At 71.0% G+C, this 17515-nt stretch carries 18 protein-coding genes; 6 read left to right on the top strand and 12 right to left on the bottom strand.

Translation table 11 applies throughout. The features are described from left to right. Positions 1-30: 30 nt before the first annotated feature. Positions 31-1185 carry a ribosome small subunit-dependent GTPase A gene (gene rsgA, locus ACFC51_RS14210; RefSeq protein ID WP_376528801.1) on the bottom strand — a complete coding sequence of 385 codons (1155 nt, stop codon included), beginning with the start codon at positions 1183-1185 and terminating at the stop codon, positions 31-33. Between the two features lie 317 nt (positions 1186-1502). On the opposite strand from rsgA, the gene ACFC51_RS14205 reads away from it, so the two are divergent. After that, positions 1503-2003 (top strand): DUF5949 family protein, encoded by a 501-nt coding sequence (locus ACFC51_RS14205; protein WP_376528799.1) that lies wholly within the window; start codon positions 1503-1505, stop codon positions 2001-2003. Between the two features lie 134 nt (positions 2004-2137). Here ACFC51_RS14205 and ACFC51_RS14200 read toward each other — a convergent pair whose 3' ends face one another. From ACFC51_RS14200 to ACFC51_RS14175, 6 genes are all read right to left on the bottom strand, one after another. Further along, positions 2138-2545 (bottom strand): rodlin, encoded by a 408-nt coding sequence (locus ACFC51_RS14200; protein ID WP_329234558.1) that lies wholly within the window; start codon positions 2543-2545, stop codon positions 2138-2140. 115 nt (positions 2546-2660) lie between these two features. Continuing rightward, positions 2661-2885, bottom strand: coding sequence for a hypothetical protein (locus ACFC51_RS14195; protein ID WP_376528796.1), 225 nt, complete (start codon positions 2883-2885; stop codon positions 2661-2663). A 266-nt stretch (positions 2886-3151) separates the two neighbouring features. Then, on the bottom strand, positions 3152-3562 hold the full coding sequence (locus tag ACFC51_RS14190; protein WP_376369858.1) for a rodlin: 411 nt from the start codon (positions 3560-3562) through the stop codon (positions 3152-3154). A gap of 160 nt (positions 3563-3722) precedes the next feature. Then, the gene (locus ACFC51_RS14185) at positions 3723-4025 is read right to left on the bottom strand and encodes a hypothetical protein (RefSeq protein ID WP_376369859.1); all 303 of its coding nucleotides are present in this window, start codon (positions 4023-4025) and stop codon (positions 3723-3725) included. 190 nt (positions 4026-4215) lie between these two features. Continuing rightward, positions 4216-4449 carry a chaplin gene (locus ACFC51_RS14180; protein ID WP_376369860.1) on the bottom strand — a complete coding sequence of 78 codons (234 nt, stop codon included), beginning with the start codon at positions 4447-4449 and terminating at the stop codon, positions 4216-4218. A 222-nt stretch (positions 4450-4671) separates the two neighbouring features. Then, complete coding sequence (locus tag ACFC51_RS14175; protein WP_376369861.1) at positions 4672-5073, bottom strand: rodlin; 402 nt, start codon at positions 5071-5073, stop codon at positions 4672-4674. A gap of 266 nt (positions 5074-5339) precedes the next feature. Between ACFC51_RS14175 and ACFC51_RS14170 the strand changes: the two genes are divergently transcribed. Beyond that, on the top strand, positions 5340-6110 hold the full coding sequence (locus tag ACFC51_RS14170; protein WP_376528793.1) for a chaplin: 771 nt from the start codon (positions 5340-5342) through the stop codon (positions 6108-6110). Between the two features lie 76 nt (positions 6111-6186). Here the strand turns inward: ACFC51_RS14170 and ACFC51_RS14165 are convergent, their stop codons facing one another. From ACFC51_RS14165 to ACFC51_RS14145, 5 genes are all read right to left on the bottom strand, one after another. Continuing rightward, the gene (locus ACFC51_RS14165; protein ID WP_376369864.1) at positions 6187-7122 is read right to left on the bottom strand and encodes a dihydrodipicolinate synthase family protein; all 936 of its coding nucleotides are present in this window, start codon (positions 7120-7122) and stop codon (positions 6187-6189) included. Then, entirely contained in the window at positions 7119-8129 is a 1011-nt protein-coding gene (locus ACFC51_RS14160; RefSeq protein WP_376528791.1) for an oligopeptide/dipeptide ABC transporter ATP-binding protein, read from the bottom strand. The genes ACFC51_RS14165 and ACFC51_RS14160 overlap by 4 nt, the downstream gene beginning before the upstream one ends. Then, positions 8126-10099, bottom strand: coding sequence for a dipeptide/oligopeptide/nickel ABC transporter permease/ATP-binding protein (locus ACFC51_RS14155; RefSeq protein WP_376528789.1), 1974 nt, complete (start codon positions 10097-10099; stop codon positions 8126-8128). The genes ACFC51_RS14160 and ACFC51_RS14155 overlap by 4 nt, the downstream gene beginning before the upstream one ends. A gap of 1 nt (position 10100) precedes the next feature. After that, positions 10101-11051: an ABC transporter permease gene (locus ACFC51_RS14150; protein ID WP_376528787.1), complete on the bottom strand. Its 951-nt coding sequence runs from the start codon at positions 11049-11051 to the stop codon at positions 10101-10103. A gap of 106 nt (positions 11052-11157) precedes the next feature. Continuing rightward, entirely contained in the window at positions 11158-12753 is a 1596-nt protein-coding gene (locus tag ACFC51_RS14145; protein WP_376528784.1) for an ABC transporter substrate-binding protein, read from the bottom strand. Between the two features lie 170 nt (positions 12754-12923). On the opposite strand from ACFC51_RS14145, the gene ACFC51_RS14140 reads away from it, so the two are divergent. The 4 genes from ACFC51_RS14140 to ACFC51_RS14125 all read left to right on the top strand — a co-directional run bounded on the left by ACFC51_RS14140 (position 12924) and on the right by ACFC51_RS14125 (position 17506). After that, positions 12924-13664: a FadR/GntR family transcriptional regulator gene (locus ACFC51_RS14140; RefSeq protein ID WP_376528783.1), complete on the top strand. Its 741-nt coding sequence runs from the start codon at positions 12924-12926 to the stop codon at positions 13662-13664. 171 nt (positions 13665-13835) lie between these two features. Next, positions 13836-14813: an acetylxylan esterase gene (locus tag ACFC51_RS14135; protein WP_376528781.1), complete on the top strand. Its 978-nt coding sequence runs from the start codon at positions 13836-13838 to the stop codon at positions 14811-14813. A 71-nt stretch (positions 14814-14884) separates the two neighbouring features. After that, on the top strand, positions 14885-16327 hold the full coding sequence (locus ACFC51_RS14130) for an exo-alpha-sialidase (protein ID WP_376528779.1): 1443 nt from the start codon (positions 14885-14887) through the stop codon (positions 16325-16327). A 99-nt stretch (positions 16328-16426) separates the two neighbouring features. Then, on the top strand, positions 16427-17506 hold the full coding sequence (locus ACFC51_RS14125; protein WP_376528776.1) for an FAD-dependent monooxygenase: 1080 nt from the start codon (positions 16427-16429) through the stop codon (positions 17504-17506). Positions 17507-17515 lie beyond the last annotated feature (9 nt).

The following is a 17515-nucleotide window of genomic DNA, read 5'->3' as shown; positions in this document are numbered from 1 at the left end:
CCGCCGCCCGGACGCTCCCGGCCGTCCCCGCTAACGCGTCCTGCCCCGCTTCATCGCCAGGGCCTCGCGGCCCTCCGCGCCCCTGCGCTTCCACTCGCGCAGGGTTTCGCTGCGCAGCCGGGCGTCGGTCTTGGCCGCGATGCGGTGGTTCTCCCGGAGGAGCTTGCGGTAGCTGTCGAGCCGCCTTTCGGCCAGCGTGCCGTCCTCGATGGCACCGAGCACGGCACAGCCGGGCTCGGCCTCGTGCCCGCAGTCGTGGAAGCGGCACTGCCGCGCCAGGTCCTCGATCTCGGAGAAGACCTGGCCGACGCCCGACTCCGCGTCCCACAGACCGACCCCCCGCAGCCCCGGGGTGTCGATCAAAACACCCCCGCCGGGCAGCACGAGGAGATTGCGGGTCGTGGTGGTGTGACGGCCCTTGCCGTCCACCTCACGCGCCTCCTGCACGTGCATCACGTCCGTGCCGAGCAGCGTGTTGGCGAGGGTCGACTTGCCGGCGCCGGAGGTCCCCAGCAGCACGCTCGTACCGCCGGCGACGATCGCGCCGAACACGTCGACCCCCTCGCCCGTGGCGGAACTGACGGTGAGCACCTGGACGCCGGGGGCGATGCGCTCGATGTCCTGGACGAGGTGCGACAGCGTCGTGGCGTCAGGCACGAGGTCGGCCTTGGTGAGCAGCACGAGCGGCTGGGCCTCGTGCCCGGGGGACGGGGACCCGTCCCCGAGCAGGGCGGCACCGGCGGTGGCGGACATGGCCAGCGCCAGGAACCGCTCCAGCCGGCCGAGGTCCAGCTCGACCGCGAGTGAGACGCAGATGACGATGTGGTCGATGTTGGTGGCGAGCACCTGCCCTTCGGAGCGCTGCGACGACGTCGAGCGCACGAAGGCCGTGCGACGGGGCAGGAGCGCGCGGACGAACTGCGGGTCGCCGCCGGGGTCGACGGCCACCCAGTCACCGGTGCAGACGATCCGCATCGGGTCGCGGGGCACCACGAACGCGGTGTCCGCCCTGAGGGTGCCCGCGGGAGTGACCACGTCGCACAGCCCGCGGTCCACGCGCACCACGCGTCCGGGCAGGAGTCCCTGCTCGGCATACGGAGCGAAGGTGTCGGCCCACGCGTCGTCCCAGCCGTACGGAGCCAGCGGGTGCGACGGAGCGGAAGCCTGGGAAAAGGAGAAAGACAAGGGAAACCCTTCACAAGGGCGGCCCCGGCACCGCGCGTCAGGCGCGGAGGAGAAGGTCGAGTCAGCCGGTGGCCACAGGGGTGAAAACGATGTACTTCGGCTTGTGGGCAGCGCCCATCGCAACGACAGTCATCAATGTCCTCACCTCCTGGTTCCTCGAACTCCGCACACCATAGCCCGGGGCCGCCCCGGGCGGTCAACGGGTTTTCCGGGAGCGGGCGGCCGATCCGACGGATTGGGGCGGGTTGGCAGGGATATTCCCCGAACAGGTGATACGCGTGCACACGGACCGGTCTCGGGCGGTTAGGGTGCCGGACATGACCTCACCGAAAACCGCCACCCTCCCCTATTCCCAGGCCCAGTTGGGCACGCAGGTCCTGATCGGCTGGAGCGGGGCGAGCGCCCCGGGGGAGCGCGAGACGGCCTTCCTCCTCGCCTACTCGCTCGGCGACGGCCCGGACGGACCGGAGGCCGGGGAGAGCGCGATGCACACCGCCCTGGAACGCAGCGGACTGCACGTGGGGGGCGAGACCCTGGACGCCACGGAGCTTCCGAACCTTCCGGTGAAGCTCCTCGTGCAGGCCGGCCAGGCGGTGCTGACACTGCCTCACTTCAAGGCGCAGTACACCGTGCCCCCCGAGTGGCTGGCCGCGGCGCGGTCCGCGGGCACGGTCCACGGGATGTTCGCCACGCGTCCGTGGCCCGCGGCCGTCCCCGGGCAGCCGGTGGGCGAGGAGGCGCTGCTGTCCTTCGTGGGCGACCCCGACGTCATCAGGACCTCCGCCCACTGCCTGCTGCCGGTGCGCCGCCTCGGCTGACCGCCCGACGTCCCCGCACACGCAACGGCGATGCCCACCACCCCCGTGGAGTGGTGGGCATCGCCCGGTGCGACGTACGCCGCGGATGCGTGCGGGCGGCCGGCGTGTACCCGGAGCCGCCCGCACGCGTGGCGTCAGTTGTTGCCGACGCCGTTGCCCGAGAGAACCGGGATGTCGTTCAGGATGTGCGACAGCGGCTCGTCGCCCTTGGCCTGCGTGGAGTTGTCCGCGCACTGCTGGTTCTGCGGGTTCGACAGGACGTTGATGTCCTGGACGGCGATCGGAATGAGACCGATCAGCGAACCCACATTGGCCTTGACCGGCAGGGCGATGCAGGGCTTGTTCAGCGAGCCCTGGACGAGGCTGAGCTGGGGGCTCTGGTCGCCCTCGGTCTCGCTGTTGCCGAACTCCGACTCGGCGCCGTTGCCGTTGATCGTGGTCGTGCCGTGGTCGTCGCCGATCGCCATGGCCGAGGGGGCCGCGGCGGCGGACAGGCCGATCAGGGACACGGCTACGGCGGCGCCGGCCATCATCTTCTTCATCACGCTTCACCTTTCGGAGCGTCCCGTTGTGGAACGTACTGATAACCCCAAGCGGAGCTTTCGGTTCCGCTACACCACTCGAACGGGTTGGATCCGGATCAAGGTCGACGCGCGATCAGGCGCCGCCGGACTCCGCGCCACCCGCCGTGCGGGCGGCGGGGACGAAGGCGCCCCTCCGGCCGGGCACGGTCCTGCCGGACACCGGTGGAGCGGATGCCGCATCCCCCGGCTCACGTCGGGCCGCCTCGCGCCATTCGGCGAGCAGCCGGTCGTAGATGGGCGTGGAGCTATCCGGCAACCGCGCGGGGCCGGGCGGGTGGTGACGGTCGTAGGGATCCATGAGGCCCACCTACCCGAACGCGCCCGCAATGTCGGTCAATAGTGTGGCAATCGGCCCAATTCGCGCACTATCGGGCTACCCGACGTGCAGACCGGTGACCGCCACCCGTCCACGGGCAGCCGTGTGGGGCCGCCCCGTCCGGGCGCCGACGCAGGGTCGGACGCGGCACGGACAGAGCGGCCCCACACGTGTCACGGACTACGACGAGGCGGGAGATCGTCTCCCCCGGCCCGAAGCGGGCCGGGCGGAGGCGGAGTCGCGCGGTGTCAGTTGTTGCCGGCGCCGTTGCCCGAGAGGACCGGGATGTCGTTGAGGATGTGCGACAGCGCCTCGTCGCCCTTGGCCTGGGTGGAGTTCTCGGTGCACTGCTGGTTCTGCGGCGAGGACAGGACGTTGATGTCCTGGACCGAGATCGGGACGAGCCCGAGCAGCGAGCCGATGTTGGCCTTCGCCGGCAGGGCGATGCAGGGCTTGTTGAACGAGCCCTGGATGAGGCCGATCTGCGGGCTCATGTCGCCGTGGGTGCTGCTGTTGCCGTAGTACTGGTCGGAACCGTTGCCGTTGACGGTCGTGGTTCCCTGGTCGTTGCCGACCGCCATGGCCGAGGGGGCCGCGGCAGCGGAAACACCGGCGACGGATGCGGCCATGGCCGCCGACGCCAGAATCTTCTTCATCATGAACGTGCCCTTCTGGTTTTTCTGTTGCCCGCCTGTCCGGAGCATTCTGAACAACTCCGTCCGGCGGTTCGCGGTTGCGCCCGTTCACCCGAACGATGTTTCTCGTCCGGCGCACGGAAGAGCCCGTGAACCGCGCGGGGAGAATCGGCGGCCGCTGTGGTCAGCCGCCCAGCGGAAGTCCGCCCAGGAGCGTTCCCGCCGAGTCGGCCGCACCGGTCACCAGGCCGGCCGACCTGCCGACCGTGCCGTCCTCGTGCACCTCTTCGACGGTCTCTCCGACCCCGTCCACCAGGGGGTTCACCACACGGTCCGGGATCTGCGGCACCGTGGAGGTCAGTTCGTTCACGCCACCGGTGAGGCTGATCCGGGGGGCCGTGGGGGCGGTCACGGCGAGGGCGGGAGCGGCCGTCCCGAGAGCGGCGACGGAACCTGCGACCAGGGCGACGGTCTTCGCGTACTTCACTTTCCCAAATCCCTTCTTCGGCGGTGTCCACCGCCTTTCCCGGGACAACGACCGTGTGTCGGGCGGGGAAACTGCGCACGCCCGGATTTCCCCGGACCCACCGTATCCCCGGCACACCGAGAGGGCCCTGGAGCGGCATGTGCGCCCCAGGGCCCTCTCATGACGAACCGTCGGCTCGGCCGAAATGAGATCAGTCGTTGATGCAGACGTTGCCGAACGCCGGGTTGAGCAGACCGATGACGTTGATGGTGTTACCGCAGACGTTCACCGGGATGTGGATCGGAACCTGCACCACGTTGCCGGACAGGACGCCCGGGGAGCCGACGGCAACGGCCTCGGCGCCGGAGTCGGCCATGGCCGGAGCGGCAGCGCCCAGAGCCATGAGAGTTCCGGCGGCGACGGCGGCAACCTTGGTGTACTTCACTTTCGTCCCTTTCTGCAGCGGAGTCCTGAGCGGTCACGTCTTTCGTGCCGCACGAGCACTTCTCTGAAATGCGCTCGTGACTCCGGAGCTGTCATGCGTAACGATTGACGGGCGGCCGCGAAACGCTATGCGCGGAGTTTCTCGGAAAACCGCCCGAATGATGCAGGCCCGGGCCGCGCGATGGAGGAGTGTCGGCGGCCCGGACCGGTCCCGGGGGTCCGGTCAGTTGTTGCCGGCACCGTTGCCGGAAAGGACCGGGATGTCGGACAGGATGTGCGACAGCGGCTCGTCGCCCTTGGCCTGGGTGGAGTTGTCGGTGCACTGCTGGTTCTGCGGGTTGGACAGGACGTTGACGTCCTGGACGGCGATCGGAACGAGACCGATCAGCGAACCCACGTTGGCCTTGACCGGCAGGGCGATGCAGGGCTTGTTCAGCGAGCCCTGGACGAGGCTGAGCTGGGGGCTCTGGTCACCCTCGGTCGAGCTGTTGCCGAACTCCGACTCGGCGCCGTTGCCGTTGATCGACGTCGTACCGGTGTCGTTGCCGATCGCCATGGCGCTGGTCGCCGAGAGACCGAGGACGGAGGCGGCGACGGCGCCCGTAGCCAGAACCTTCTTGATCACGATGAACCCTTCTCGTACCGATTGCCCCGCGGCGGAGCACACTGATCAACTGGCCGGCCGGCGTTTGGTTCCCCCTGTTCACCCGAATGCCACAGGACCACCGCCGGGCCGAACACCCGTACGTGACCCTTTCGGGTGGTTACACGATTTCCACGGATCTCCAAGTTTCCCCCGTAACCGCCGTGTCGTTAGGAAGTCGTCCGCGTCGATGGAATGACTGCCATCAGGGTCACCGCCCACGCGAATTTCCCGGAGAAGGGCACGTAATGCGACAGGTTCTGAATAAAAGCATGATCGTCATGGCGGCGGCGTCGGGCATCCTGACCGCCGCCGGCGGTTACGCACACGCCGACGCCTCGGCCGACGGTGTCGCCGCCAATTCCCCCGGTGTCGGCTCGGGCAACGCCGTGCAGGTCCCGGTGCACGTCCCGGTCAACCTCTGCGGCAACACCGTCAATGTGATCGCCCTGCTGAACCCGGCCTTCGGCAACACCTGCGCGAACGTCGGCTCGGACGACGGCCACGGCCACGGTTCGTCCGGCGCGAGCGCCGACGGCGAGGCGGTCGGCTCGCCCGGCGTGCTGTCCGGCAACCTGGCGCAGATTCCGGTGGACGTCCCGGTGAACGCCTGCGGCAACTCCGTCGACGTCGTCGGAGTCCTGAACCCCGTCTTCGGCAACTCCTGCGTCAACGACAGCGGCCGCGACGACCACCCGCCGGTCCACCCGCCCGTCGAGCCTCCGGTCCACCCCCCGGTGGAGCCGCCGGTGGAGCCGCCGGTCGAGCCCCCGACCGAGGAGCCGCCGACGGTCACCCCGCCGACCGAGGAGCCCCCCACGGAGGAGCCCCCGACCGTCACGCCGCCGACCTCGAAGCCTCCCGTCGAGCCGCCGGCCGGCAACCCGGGCCCGAACACCCCCGGCTCGCAGCTGGCCCAGACCGGTGCGGGTGACATCGGCCTGGCCGCCGGTGCGAGCGCGGCCCTGCTGCTGGGTGGCGCGGTGCTCATGCGCCGCACCCGCGGTTCGCGCAACTAGTTCCGTACGGGGAAGGGGCCGTCCCGCAGCGTGGATGCTGCGGGACGGCCCCTTCCGCATGGGCGGGGAAGCGGTGTCAGACGCGGGACAGGCCCGCGCGGTCCAGGTATGCGGCGATCACGACGGTCTCCGCGGCGTCGAGCCTGCGCATGGGCGGGCTCATCACGTTGGTCGCGATGACCCCGCGCAGCATCAGGGCCGTCTTGAAGGCGCCCAGTCCGGCCGCGGACGCCGAGGCGGTACCGGACGTGGCGGCCGTCACGATGTCGAACAGCCCGACCAGGCGGTCCTGTTCGGCCGTGGCGGCGGCCCAGTCACCGCGTAGGGCAGCCTGGTGGAGCCGCACGTAGCCATGGGGGTCCACGTTGCCGAGGCCGGGCACCGAACCGTCCGCCCCGCTCAGCATCATCGCGTCGACCACCAGTTCGTGACCGGTCAGGACCGAGAAGCCGGGGACCGCCCGTGCCCCGATGGCGAGCCTGCGGAACGCCCCGTCGTCGCCGCTGGAGTCCTTCACACCGGCGAGGACTCCGCCGGCGGCGAGCCGGAGCAGCAGGTCGGGGTCCAGCTTGCTGTGGACGCACACCGGTACGTCGTACGCCAGGAGCGGAAGGTCCACCGCGGAGGCGATGAGCCGGAAGTGGCGGTCGATCTCCGAGGGGTGGGTGCGGGTGTAGAAGGGCGCGGTGGCGACGACCGCGTCCGCGCCGAGTCCGGCGGCGGCGCGCGCCCTCTCGATCGCCCGGTCCGTGGTGGTCTCGATGGCGCCGACGAGGACGGGGACCTGTCCCGCCGCCACCGAGGTGATCACCTTGATGACCTCGTCCTGCCGCCCGGGCGTGAGGTAGGCGGTCTCGCCGGAGCTGCCGAGGGCGAAGAGGCCGCTCACTCCTCCGTCGAGGAGATGGCCGACGACCCGCTCCAGGGACGGCACGTCCAGTTCGCCGTCCGCGGTGAGCGGGGTGACGACGGGCGGGATCACTCCGGAGTAGGAGGCGGTGGGGGTGGTCATGCGGTACTCCTCGCGGGAGGTACGGGGGCCGGGTCCCCGTACGGGGACGGCGTGGTGGGCTGGGGGTGGACGCAGTGCCAGCGGTGTCCGCCGGGGCCGGAGCCCTCCGCTGGGAAGGCCGTGGCGCACGCGTCGTCGGCCTTCCAGCAACGGGTGGTGAACGGGCAGCCGGGCGGCGGGTTGGTGGCGGAGGGCACCGGCCCGGTGAGCACGATGCGCTCCGTCGTCTCCAGGAGGCTGGGCGTGGCGGAGAGCAGCGCCTCGGTGTACGGGTGCCTGGGTGACCCGGCCACCTCGGCAGCCCGCCCCTCCTCGACGACGCGGCCGAGGTAGAGGACGGCGATGCGGTCGGCCAGGTGGCGCACGGTCTGGATGTCGTGCGAGATGAACACCATGCCGAGTCCCAGGCGGTCGCGCAGGTCGACGAGCAGGTTGAGCACCTGGGCGCGGACGGAGACGTCGAGCGCGGAGGTGGGTTCGTCGGCGACGATCAGTTCCGGTTCGAGGGCCAGGGCACGGGCGATGGCGACGCGTTGGCGCTGACCGCCGGAGAGCTGACCGGGCAGGGCTTCCAGGGTGTGGCCGGGCAGGCCGACGAGGTCGAGCAGCTCCCCGACGCGCGCCTCGCGGGCCTCCCGGGTGCCGCGCCGGTGCACGTCCAGCGGGTCACGCAGGATCCGTCGGACCGTCAGACGCGGGTTCAGGGCGGTGGACGGGTCCTGGAAGACGACGCCGACGGCGGAGCCGAAGTCGTCGCGCCGCTCGGCGCCCGGCATCTGCCAGAGGTCACGGCCGTGGAAGAGGACCGTGCCCTCGGTGGGCTTCTGCAGTCCGGTCAGCACCCGGGCGAGGGTGGACTTGCCGCAGCCCGACTCCCCCACCAGGCCCACGATCTCTCCGCGGCCGACCTCGAGGGTGGCGTCGGTGAGCGCGTGGACGGCGTCGCGGCGGAAGAGCCCTCCGCCGCGTGCCTGGTGGCGTACGTGGACGTTGTCGAGCCTGATCACAGGGCGCTCCCTTCCAGCTGGTGCACGGCGGGTCCGGCCGGGTGGTGGCAGGCGAAGCCGTGGTCCTTGGTGGTGCCGCGGCCGGTGAGGGCGGGCGCCGTGGTGCGGCAGAGGTCGCTCGCGGCGGGGCACCGGCCCGCGAAGCGGCATCCCGCGCCGAAGCCCTGGGGTGCGGGTACGACTCCGCGGATCTGGTGGAGCCGGTCGGCCCCCGCTTCGAGGGAGACGACGGAGCCGAGCAGGCCGCGCGTGTAGTGGTGGGCGGGGCCGGTGAGCACGGACCGGGTGGCGCCGACCTCGGCCAGCCGGCCCGCGTACATGACGGCGACCCGGTGCGCGAGGTCCCCGACCAGGGCGAGGTCGTGGGAGACCAGCACCATGGCGAAGCCGAGTTCGTCGCGCAGCTCGACGAGGAGTTCGACGACCTGTGCCTGGACGGTGACGTCGAGGGCGGTGGTCGGTTCGTCGGCGATCAGGAGGCGGGGACTGCGGGAGAGGGCCATGGCGATGAGGACGCGCTGGCGCTGGCCGCCGGAGAGCTCGTGCGGGTAGCTGCGCAGGGTGCGTGCGGGCGAGAGGCCCACGAGTTCGAGGAGTTCGGCCGGTGTCTTCGTCCCTCCGCGCGAGGTCAGCTGCCGCAGCTGGGTGCCGACGAGCACCGACGGGTTGAGGGAGGAGAGGGCGTCCTGGTAGACCATCGCGATCTCGGGGCCCATCAGGGAGCGGCGTTCCCCGGGCGGGAGCTTCAGCAGGTCCCGGCCGCGGTAGAGGATCTCGCCGCCGACCTCCGCGTTGCGGGCGAGGAGTCCCATGACCGCGAGGCTGGTGATGGACTTGCCGCACCCGGACTCGCCGACCAGACCGACGGTCTCGCCCTCGTGGACGGTGAGGTTCAGCCGGTCGACGACGGGGACGTCGCCGTAGCGGTCGGGGAAGCGGATGGCCAGGTCGCGTACGACGAGGAGTTCGTCGGCGCCCTCGTGCACCGGGGTGATGGTGGGCGGGGTGGCCTCGATGTGCCGGGCGAGTCCGGCGAGGGCGGCGTCGACGTCGACGGTGGAGGCGGCCTCGACCGGGTCCGGTGCCGTGCCGGCGGCGGGGACCGCGGACGGGCGGGCGCTCCGGGGTGCGGCGGAGGCGTCGGTGAGGCCCTCGGAGAGGATGTTGAGGGCGAGGACGGTGACCAGCAGGGCGAGGCCGGGGAAGAAGGTGGCCCACCACCCGCCGGCGAGGAGGATCTGCCGCCCGTAGGCGAGGACGCTGCCCCAGCTGGGGTCGGGGTCCTGCACACCCGCGCCGATGAAGGAGAGGCTGGCCTCGAAGATGACGGCCTCGGCGACCATGACGGTCGCGAACACCATGACGGGCGCCATGCAGTTGACGGCGACGTGGCGGAGCACGATGTAGCCGCGCCGGGCCCCGATGACCTTCTCGGCGGCGACGTAGTCCTCCCCGTACTGGGCGAGGACGTTGGCGCGTACGACGCGGGCGAGCGAGGGGGTGTAGACGAACGCGATGGTGAAGATGATCACCGGGATGCCGGTGCCGAACACGGCGACGAGGACGGCCGCGAGCGCGATCGGCGGGAAGGACATGACGATGTCGAGGGTGCGCATGACGGACTCGTCACCGAGTCTGCGCGAGGTGGCCGCGAGCGCCCCGAGGACGGAGCCGGCGACCAGGGCGACGGCGGTCGCGCCGAGGCCGATGACCAGCGAGTAGCGCGAGCCGTGCACCACTCGGGCGAAGACGTCGCGGCCCGCACGGTCGGTGCCGAACCAGTGGTCCGCGCTCGGGGCCTGGACGGGGGTGCCGGTGGTCAGCGGGTCCTGCGTGAACAGGGGGGCGAGTACGGCGCCGAGCACGACGACGACCAGGACGCCGAGGGCGACGCGGGAGGTGACCGGCAGGGCTCGGAAGGCGATGCCGGGCCGGGAGAGCGTGGTGGCCGGACGGCCCGTGGCGAACATGTCACACCGTCCTGATGCGCGGGTTGACCAGCAGGTAGAGCAGGTCGACGATGACGTTGACCACCAGGAAGACGATGGCGATGGTCAGTACGGTGCCCTGGACCAGGGCGACGTCGCCTCCGGTGACACCTTCGAGGATGAGTTTGCCCATGCCGGGCAGGTCGAAGATCGCTTCGATGACGACGGCTCCGCTGAGCAGGTAGCCGACCTTGACCCCGAGCACGGTGAGAGGGGTGACGAGCGCGTTGCGCAGCACCGAGCGGATCACGAGGAGGACCGGCAGGCCGTTGCCCTGTGCGGTCCGGACGTAGTCGCGGTCGAGCTCCGCGACCATGGAGGTGCGGACGAGACGGGCCAGCGAGGCCGCGACGGGCACCGCCAGCGACACGGCCGGCAGGACCATGGTGGTGAGCCAGCCACTGAACGAGTCGGCGGGGTTGGTGTACCCGCCGGTCGGGAAGATCCGGGTGTTCAGCGCGAACTGCTGGATGAGCAGGACGCCGAGCCAGAAGGACGGGACGGCGACCCCGGCCATGGACAGGACGCGGAAGAGCTGGTCGGGCCAACGGTCCCGGTACATGGCACCGAGGACTCCGCCGACGACGGCGAGGACGATCGCGAGGAGCAGCCCGAGGAAGGTGAGTTGCAGGGTGAGCGGGAAGGCGGCGGTGATCCGGTCGATCACGGGCTGACTGGGTGGGACGGTCGTCCCGAGGTCGAAGTGGAGCAGTTGGCCGAGGAAGTCGAAGTAGCGCACGGGCAGCGGATCGTTGAGCCCGTTGGCCTCGGCGAAGGCCGCGCGGGCCTCGGGGGTGGCGCTCTCCCCGAGCGCGTTGAAGGCCGGGTCGACCGGCGAGAACTGCAGCACCACGAAGACGAGCAGCGCGATGCCGAGGATCATCACCGGCATCATCGCGACGCGTCGCAGCGCGAGCCGGAGAAAAGCAACCATCGTCAGCTTCCTTGCGATTGAGCGGGCGGCGGTCCGGGCCGCCGGGGAAGGCGGCCCGGACCGGTGTGCGGGGCCTCCCTCAGGGGGCGGCACCGCACCGTGGGCGTCAGGCGCGGTTGACGTCCACGAAGGACAGGCCGGTGGTCGGCAGCGGCTTGAAGCCGGGCAGGACCTTCTCGCTCCAGGCGGTGGGCAGCTTGCGGTGGAGGATCGGGTAGAGCGCCGCCTCTTCGGCGACGATGTCGTTGATCCGGCCCCAGAGCTGCTTGCGCACCTGCTCGTCGGCGGCCTGTGCGGCCCTGTCGAGGAGCTGTTTGACCTGCTTGTACTCGGCGGTCCGGGACCAGCCGTATCGCTTCTCCGGCCAGAAGCCGTAGTAGAACCAGCGCATCAGGAGGTCGACGTCGTTGCCGAAGACGGAGGGGTCGCCGGGTGCCACCATGACCTCGAAGTCGCCGGCATCGACCTTGGCCCACTGGGCCGGGGACTGGGCGATGTTCAGGGTGGCCTCGACACCGGCGGCGGCCCAGCTCTCCTTGAGCAGCGGGGCGATGTCCTTGACCCAGCCGGTGTCGGTGGTCAGGACGGTGAACTTGAGTGTGCCCACGCCCGCGTCGGCGAGCAGCTTCTTCGCCTTGGCCACGTCGTGCGTGTACACGGTCGCGGCCTCGTGGTGGTCGGGGTGGGTCGAGGGGACGTATCCGGTGGCGGCGGCGGCGTTGCCGACCATCGCGGTACGGATGATCTTCTCGGTGTCCAGCGCGTAGTGCAGGGCCTGGCGGACCCGCTTGTCGGCGAACCGCTTGTCGGTGGTGTTGAACATCAGGAAGAGCAGGCCGAAGGACTGCACGGACTGGGTCTTCGCCGTGCCCGAGAGGCCCTTCACGTCGATGTACGGGACGTCCTCGATGGCCTGGACACGGCCGGACTGCATGGCGCTGACGCGGGCCGACTGGTCCGATATCAGGCGCCAGATCATCTTCTCGGCCTTGGCCGGGTGCGAGCCGTTGTACGTGTCGTACCTTTCGAAGACGATCTTGTCTTCACGGGTCGCGGAGACGAACTTGTACGGCCCCGAGCCGACCGGCGCGGCGTCGAATCCCTTGACGTCCGCCTCCACGATCTTCTTCGGCACGATGCGGGCGACGGCGATACGGGAGGGGAAGAGGGCGAAGGGGTACCTGAGCTTGAACTCGACCGTCTTCGCGTCCACGGCGGTGACCGTGTCGATGAAGGGCACGAACTGCGCCATCAGCGAGGAGTTCTTCGGGTCCAGGATGCGTTCGAAGCTGAAGACGACGTCCTCGGCGGTGACCGCCGAGCCGTCGTGGAAGGTGGCGCCGTCGCGGAGGGTGGCCCGGTAGGTGGTGGCGTTGATCTTCTCCGGCATCCCGGTGGCGAGCCCGGGGCGGGCCACGAGCGTGGCCGGGTCGAGGTCGACCAAACCCTCGAAGATGTGCATGTTGGCCGCGTAGGGCGTGGCGCCGGACGTGATCATCGGGTCGAAGCCGGTCGACAGCGGGTACGACAGACCGGCTTCGATGGTCCCACCGCCGTCTCCCTTGCCCGCCGTACCGTCGGCGGTCGAGGAGGGCCCGCCGCATGCGGAAAGGCCTGCCGTGATGGCTGCCGCCACGCCGATGGCACTGGTGTGACGCAGGAAGGTGCGGCGCTCGACGCCGGCTGGCCTCAGCTCGGGCACAGGTCCTCCAAGGGACGTTGGGAGCGTGGAATCAGTGGGGAACGACCGTTTTCGACGGTTCTCGGGCTGCCATCGGACGGTCAAGCATCAGACGTCAGATGTCTGATGCCTTGATAGCGTGGGAACGTAGCTTGACAATCGAGAGGGGTCAAGAGGTGGGGAGTTCACCTATGTCCGGCACGCGACCCGGCCGCACCCTGCTTCGGCAGGAAGTGGTCGAGGGCATCAAGCGCTACATCCTCGACGAGCGGCTGCGCCCCGGGGACCCGCTCCCGACGGAGCCCGCCCTGTGCGAGGCACTGGGTGCCAGCCGCTCCAGCGTCCGGGAGGCCGTCAAGATCCTCGCCGCCCTGGACATCGTCGAGGTGCGCCACGGCCACGGGACGTACGTCGGGCGTCTGAGCCTGTCCGCCCTGGTGGAGAGCCTCACCTTCCGTGGCCTGCTCTCCCCCGACGACGACTTCCAGGTGATGGCCGACCTGGTCGACGTGCGCGAGCTCTTCGAGCGCGGCATGGCCGACCGGATCATCTCCTCACTCGGCACCGAGCAGCTCGACGGGCTGGAACGCCTGGTGGAGACCATGCGGACCACCGGAGCAGGCGAGGGGCACGGCTTCGTCGCCGCGGACCGCGCGTTCCACGCCCTGCTCGTGGCCCCTCTGGGCAACGACCTGATCGGCCAGCTCTCGATGGCCTTCTGGGACGTCTACACGATCGTCGCCCCCCACCTCGACGGCTTCACGCACGCGGACGAGACCGCCACGGTCGCCGCCCACCAGAGCATCGTGGACGCGGCCCGGGCCGGCGACGTCACCGCGTTCCTCAAGGCCCTGGACGAGCACTACGCCCCCGTCCGGCGGCGGATCGCCGAGGCCAGGTCGCGCGACGCGGGCCTGACGGAACAGGACTGACCCCCCGGCGCAGCACCTCCCGCCCCGCTCCGGGGGCGGGAGCCCGTCTGCCACGCACACCCTTGACGTCCGGCCGCAGGGCTCCCTAAGGTCCAGTTCGCCAGCAGGACATCTGACGTCTGCTGTCTAGGCCTTCCATGAGACCTCCCCGCACGCCAGAAGGGCACAGCCATGCCGTCGGCCGATCTCCCGCTCGATGAATGCCGCGTCTACCGTCCCGAGATGCCCCTGCCCGTCGGCTTCGCCGCCTTCTGGTCAGGCACCCTGGGCGAGGCGCCGCACGACCGTACCGGGGACGGGCCGAGGTACAAGGAGGTCGACTGCGGGCTGCCCCACGTACGCACGTACGACGTGAGTGTTCCAGGCTACGGCGGGCGCCCGGTGCGCGGCTGGCTTCACATGCCCTCCGGCTCCACCGAACCGCTCGGCTGCGTCGTCGAGTTCCTCGGGTACGGCCGCGGCAGGGGCCTGCCGCACGAGGAACTCGTGTGGGCCTGCGCCGGCTACGCGCACCTGGTCATGGACACCCGGGGCCAGGGGTGGTCGGCGGCGCCCGGCCTCACCGCCGACACCGATCCGGGGTCCGCCGGAGCGGTGCCGGGCTTCCTGACCCGGGGCATCGAGAGCCCCGACACCTACTACTACCGGCGGGTGTTCACGGACGCGGTCCGCTGCGTCGAGGCGATGCGCGAGCACCCCGAGATCGATCCCGCCCGCATCGTGGTGACCGGGGTGAGCCAGGGCGGTGGCATCGCGCTCGCCGTGGCAGGGCTCGTGCCGGGGCTGGCCGGAGTGATGCCGGACGTGCCGTTCCTGTGCAACATCGCCCGGGGGGCGCGGATCGCCGGACTGCCGCCGTACGCCGAGATCGCCGCCTACCTCCGGCTCCACCACGACCGCACCGACCAGGTGTTCCGCACTCTGTCGTACTTCGACGCGGCCCACCACGCCACCCGGGCGACGGCGCCGGCGCTGTTCTCCATCGCCATGACGGACGAGATCTGCCCGCCGTCCACCTGCTTCACCGCCTACAACCGGTACACGGGCCCCAAGGAACTGCGCGTCTACGAGTTCAACGGACACGAAGGCGGTGGCGCGCACCACCGGGCGGTCCAACTGGCCTGGGTTCACGACCTGTTCTCCCCCTGACGCGCCGGCCGTCCACGCCGCGCCCCGCTCGGCCCCGCACCTCTCCCCCCTCACGAGAAGAGAGACCGCCCATGCAGCGCAGAGTCACCCTCGCCATGCTCTCGGCCGCCGTCCTGGTGGCCGCCGCCACCGGCACCGTCCACGGCGCACCCGCCGCCGCGGCCGGAGAACTCACCTCCCAGGACATCGCCACCCAGGGTGCCGGGTCCCCGTACTACCGCATCCCGGCACTGACCACCTCCGTCAAGGGCACCCTGCTCGCCGCCTACGACTCCCGCCCCACCCTCGGCGACCTGCCCGGCAACCTGGGGATCGTGCTGCGGCGCAGCACCGACGGCGGGACCACCTGGCAGGCGCAGCAGGTGGTCCGCAAGGAGGCGGCCCCCATGGGGTTCGGTGACCCGAGCCTGCTGGTGGACCGCACCACGGGCCGCATCTTCGTCTTCTACGCGGCCTCCGTGAACCAGGGGTTCTTCGGCTCGGGCACGGGCAGCGACGAAACCGACCCGGACATCCTCCAGGCCGACTACAGCTACTCGGACGACGACGGGCTGACCTGGACCCACCGCCGGATCACGCAGCAGATCAAGAACCCCGCCTGGGGCGGCATGTTCGCGGCCTCCGGCGAGGGCATCCAGGTGCGCAACGGCACGTACAAGGGCCGCCTGATCCAGCAGTACGCGATCCGGAACAACGGCGCCGACTACGCGGTCAGCGCGTACAGCGACGACCACGGCGCGACCTGGAGGACGGGCAACCCGGTCGGCCCGGGCGGCGACGAGAACAAGACGGTCGAGCTCAGCGACGGACGCATCATGCTCAACAACCGTTCCGCGCCCTACCGGACGATCGCCCACTCCACCGACGGCGGGGTGAACTACACCCCGCTCACCCAGGACACCGCCCTGCCGGACCCCGCGAACAACGGCTCGGTCATCCGCTACGCCCCGGACGCCGCCGCGTCCGACCCGAAGGCCTCGTGGCTGCTGTTCAGCAATACGGAGAGCACCTCCTCCCGGAGCAACCTCACCGTGAAGATGTCCTGCGACAACGGGAAGAGCTGGCCGATCCGCAAGGTCGTCGACCCGGGCAGCGCGGCCTACTCGACGCTGACCCGGCTGCCTGACGGCCGGCTCGGGCTGCTCCACGAGCGGGACACCTACAAGAACATCACGTACTCCTCCTTCGACCTGGCCTGGCTCGGCGGCACCTGTGCGGACATCACCATCACGCCGCCGGCCGCCATGAAGGCGGGCACCAGCGCGGAGGTGACCGTCCGGGTCGTCAACCGCATGGACGTGAAGCGCTCGGCGGGCACGCTCGACCTTGCGGTGCCGAGCGGCTGGACGACCCGTCAGGTGGCGTTCCCCGCGACACGGCCGGGTGAGGGAGCGAACATCAAGGTCCCGGTCACGATCCCGGCCGGCGCCTCGGGCGACGCCCGGCTCACGGTGACCTACAAGGCCGACGGGAAGCAGGCCTCCGGCAGCAGGACGCTGACCGTCACGCCGTAACGCCCGGGTTCCCGGGCGGTGTTGCTGCCCGGATCGCGGCCGTCCGGCTGCGAGGGTGGAGGACGGCACCTCCCGGGACGACGGACAGGCGGCAGCGGCATGGCGGCGACGGGTTCACGGATGGGCGTGGTCGGCGGCAGCATCGCCGGATGCGCGGCGGCGGTCGCGGGCATCAGGGCGGGTGCAGAGGTCACCGTCTACGAACGCAGCGACGGCGAGCTCCGGGGCCGGGGGCTCGGGATCGTCATCCCTCCCCCGCTGCACCGGAGGCTGGTCGGCACGGGGTATCTGGACGCCGCCATGCCGACCGCCCCCGTCGCCACGCGGGTCTGGCTGACGCGGGTGCCCGGGGAGCGGTCGGCCCGTGAGTTCGCCCGCCAGCCCAGCGCCGTGACCCCGTGCAACTGGGGCCTCCTGTGGCAGTCCCTGCGGTCCGCGGCCTCCGGCGCGCGCCACCACCGGGGGCTCCCCGTCCTGTCGGTCGGACACGACGGGGACGGGGGCGCCCTCGTCCGCACGGCCGGCGGCGAGGAGTCCTACGACATCGTCGTGGGCGCAGACGGCCACGGCTCCCTCACCCGCCGTGTCCTGGCCCCGGACCTGCGGGCGTCCCCCGCCGGATACGCGGTGTGGCGCGGCACGCTTCCGGTGGACGCGTCGGCGGAACACCTCGGCGCCCTCCAGCTGTTGCGCACCTCCTGGGTGACGATCGGCTTCCCCGGCGGGCACGGCATCTTCTATCTGATCCCGCGCGGCGGGGACGCCGGGCCGGACGAGCGCCTGCTGGCCTACGCGATCTACGCGACCCCGCCCGAGGATGCGCCGGACGGGGCCGGACACGTGCGGTGGCTGGCCGACGAGCACTTCCCCCAGGAGTGGGCGGACATCGTGGCCCGTGGCGAGCACGCCGCGATGACGTGCCACCCCGTCGTCGATCTGCACGCGCCCGTCGCGGCCGATCCGCCGTTCCTGCTCGCGGGCGACGCGGCGGGGGTCACCCGTCCGCACACGGCGAGCGGGGCGGTGAAGGCGCTGCAGGACGCACTCTGCCTGGAGGAGGCGCTGCGGACGTCGCCCACACCCGCAGGCGCACTGCGGCGCTACGCCCGCGAGCGGACCCCGGAGGGGCCCGGCTGGTGGAGCTGGGGCGCAGGCTCGGCCGCGCGCAGGTGGAGCTGACGCCGGACT

Origin of the sequence: Streptomyces sp. NPDC055962, assembly GCF_042270185.1 — a bacterium.
Classification (GTDB): domain Bacteria; phylum Actinomycetota; class Actinomycetes; order Streptomycetales; family Streptomycetaceae; genus Streptomyces.
Note: the sequence above shows the minus strand (reverse complement) of the source record. Positions and strands in the feature narration are given on the sequence as shown.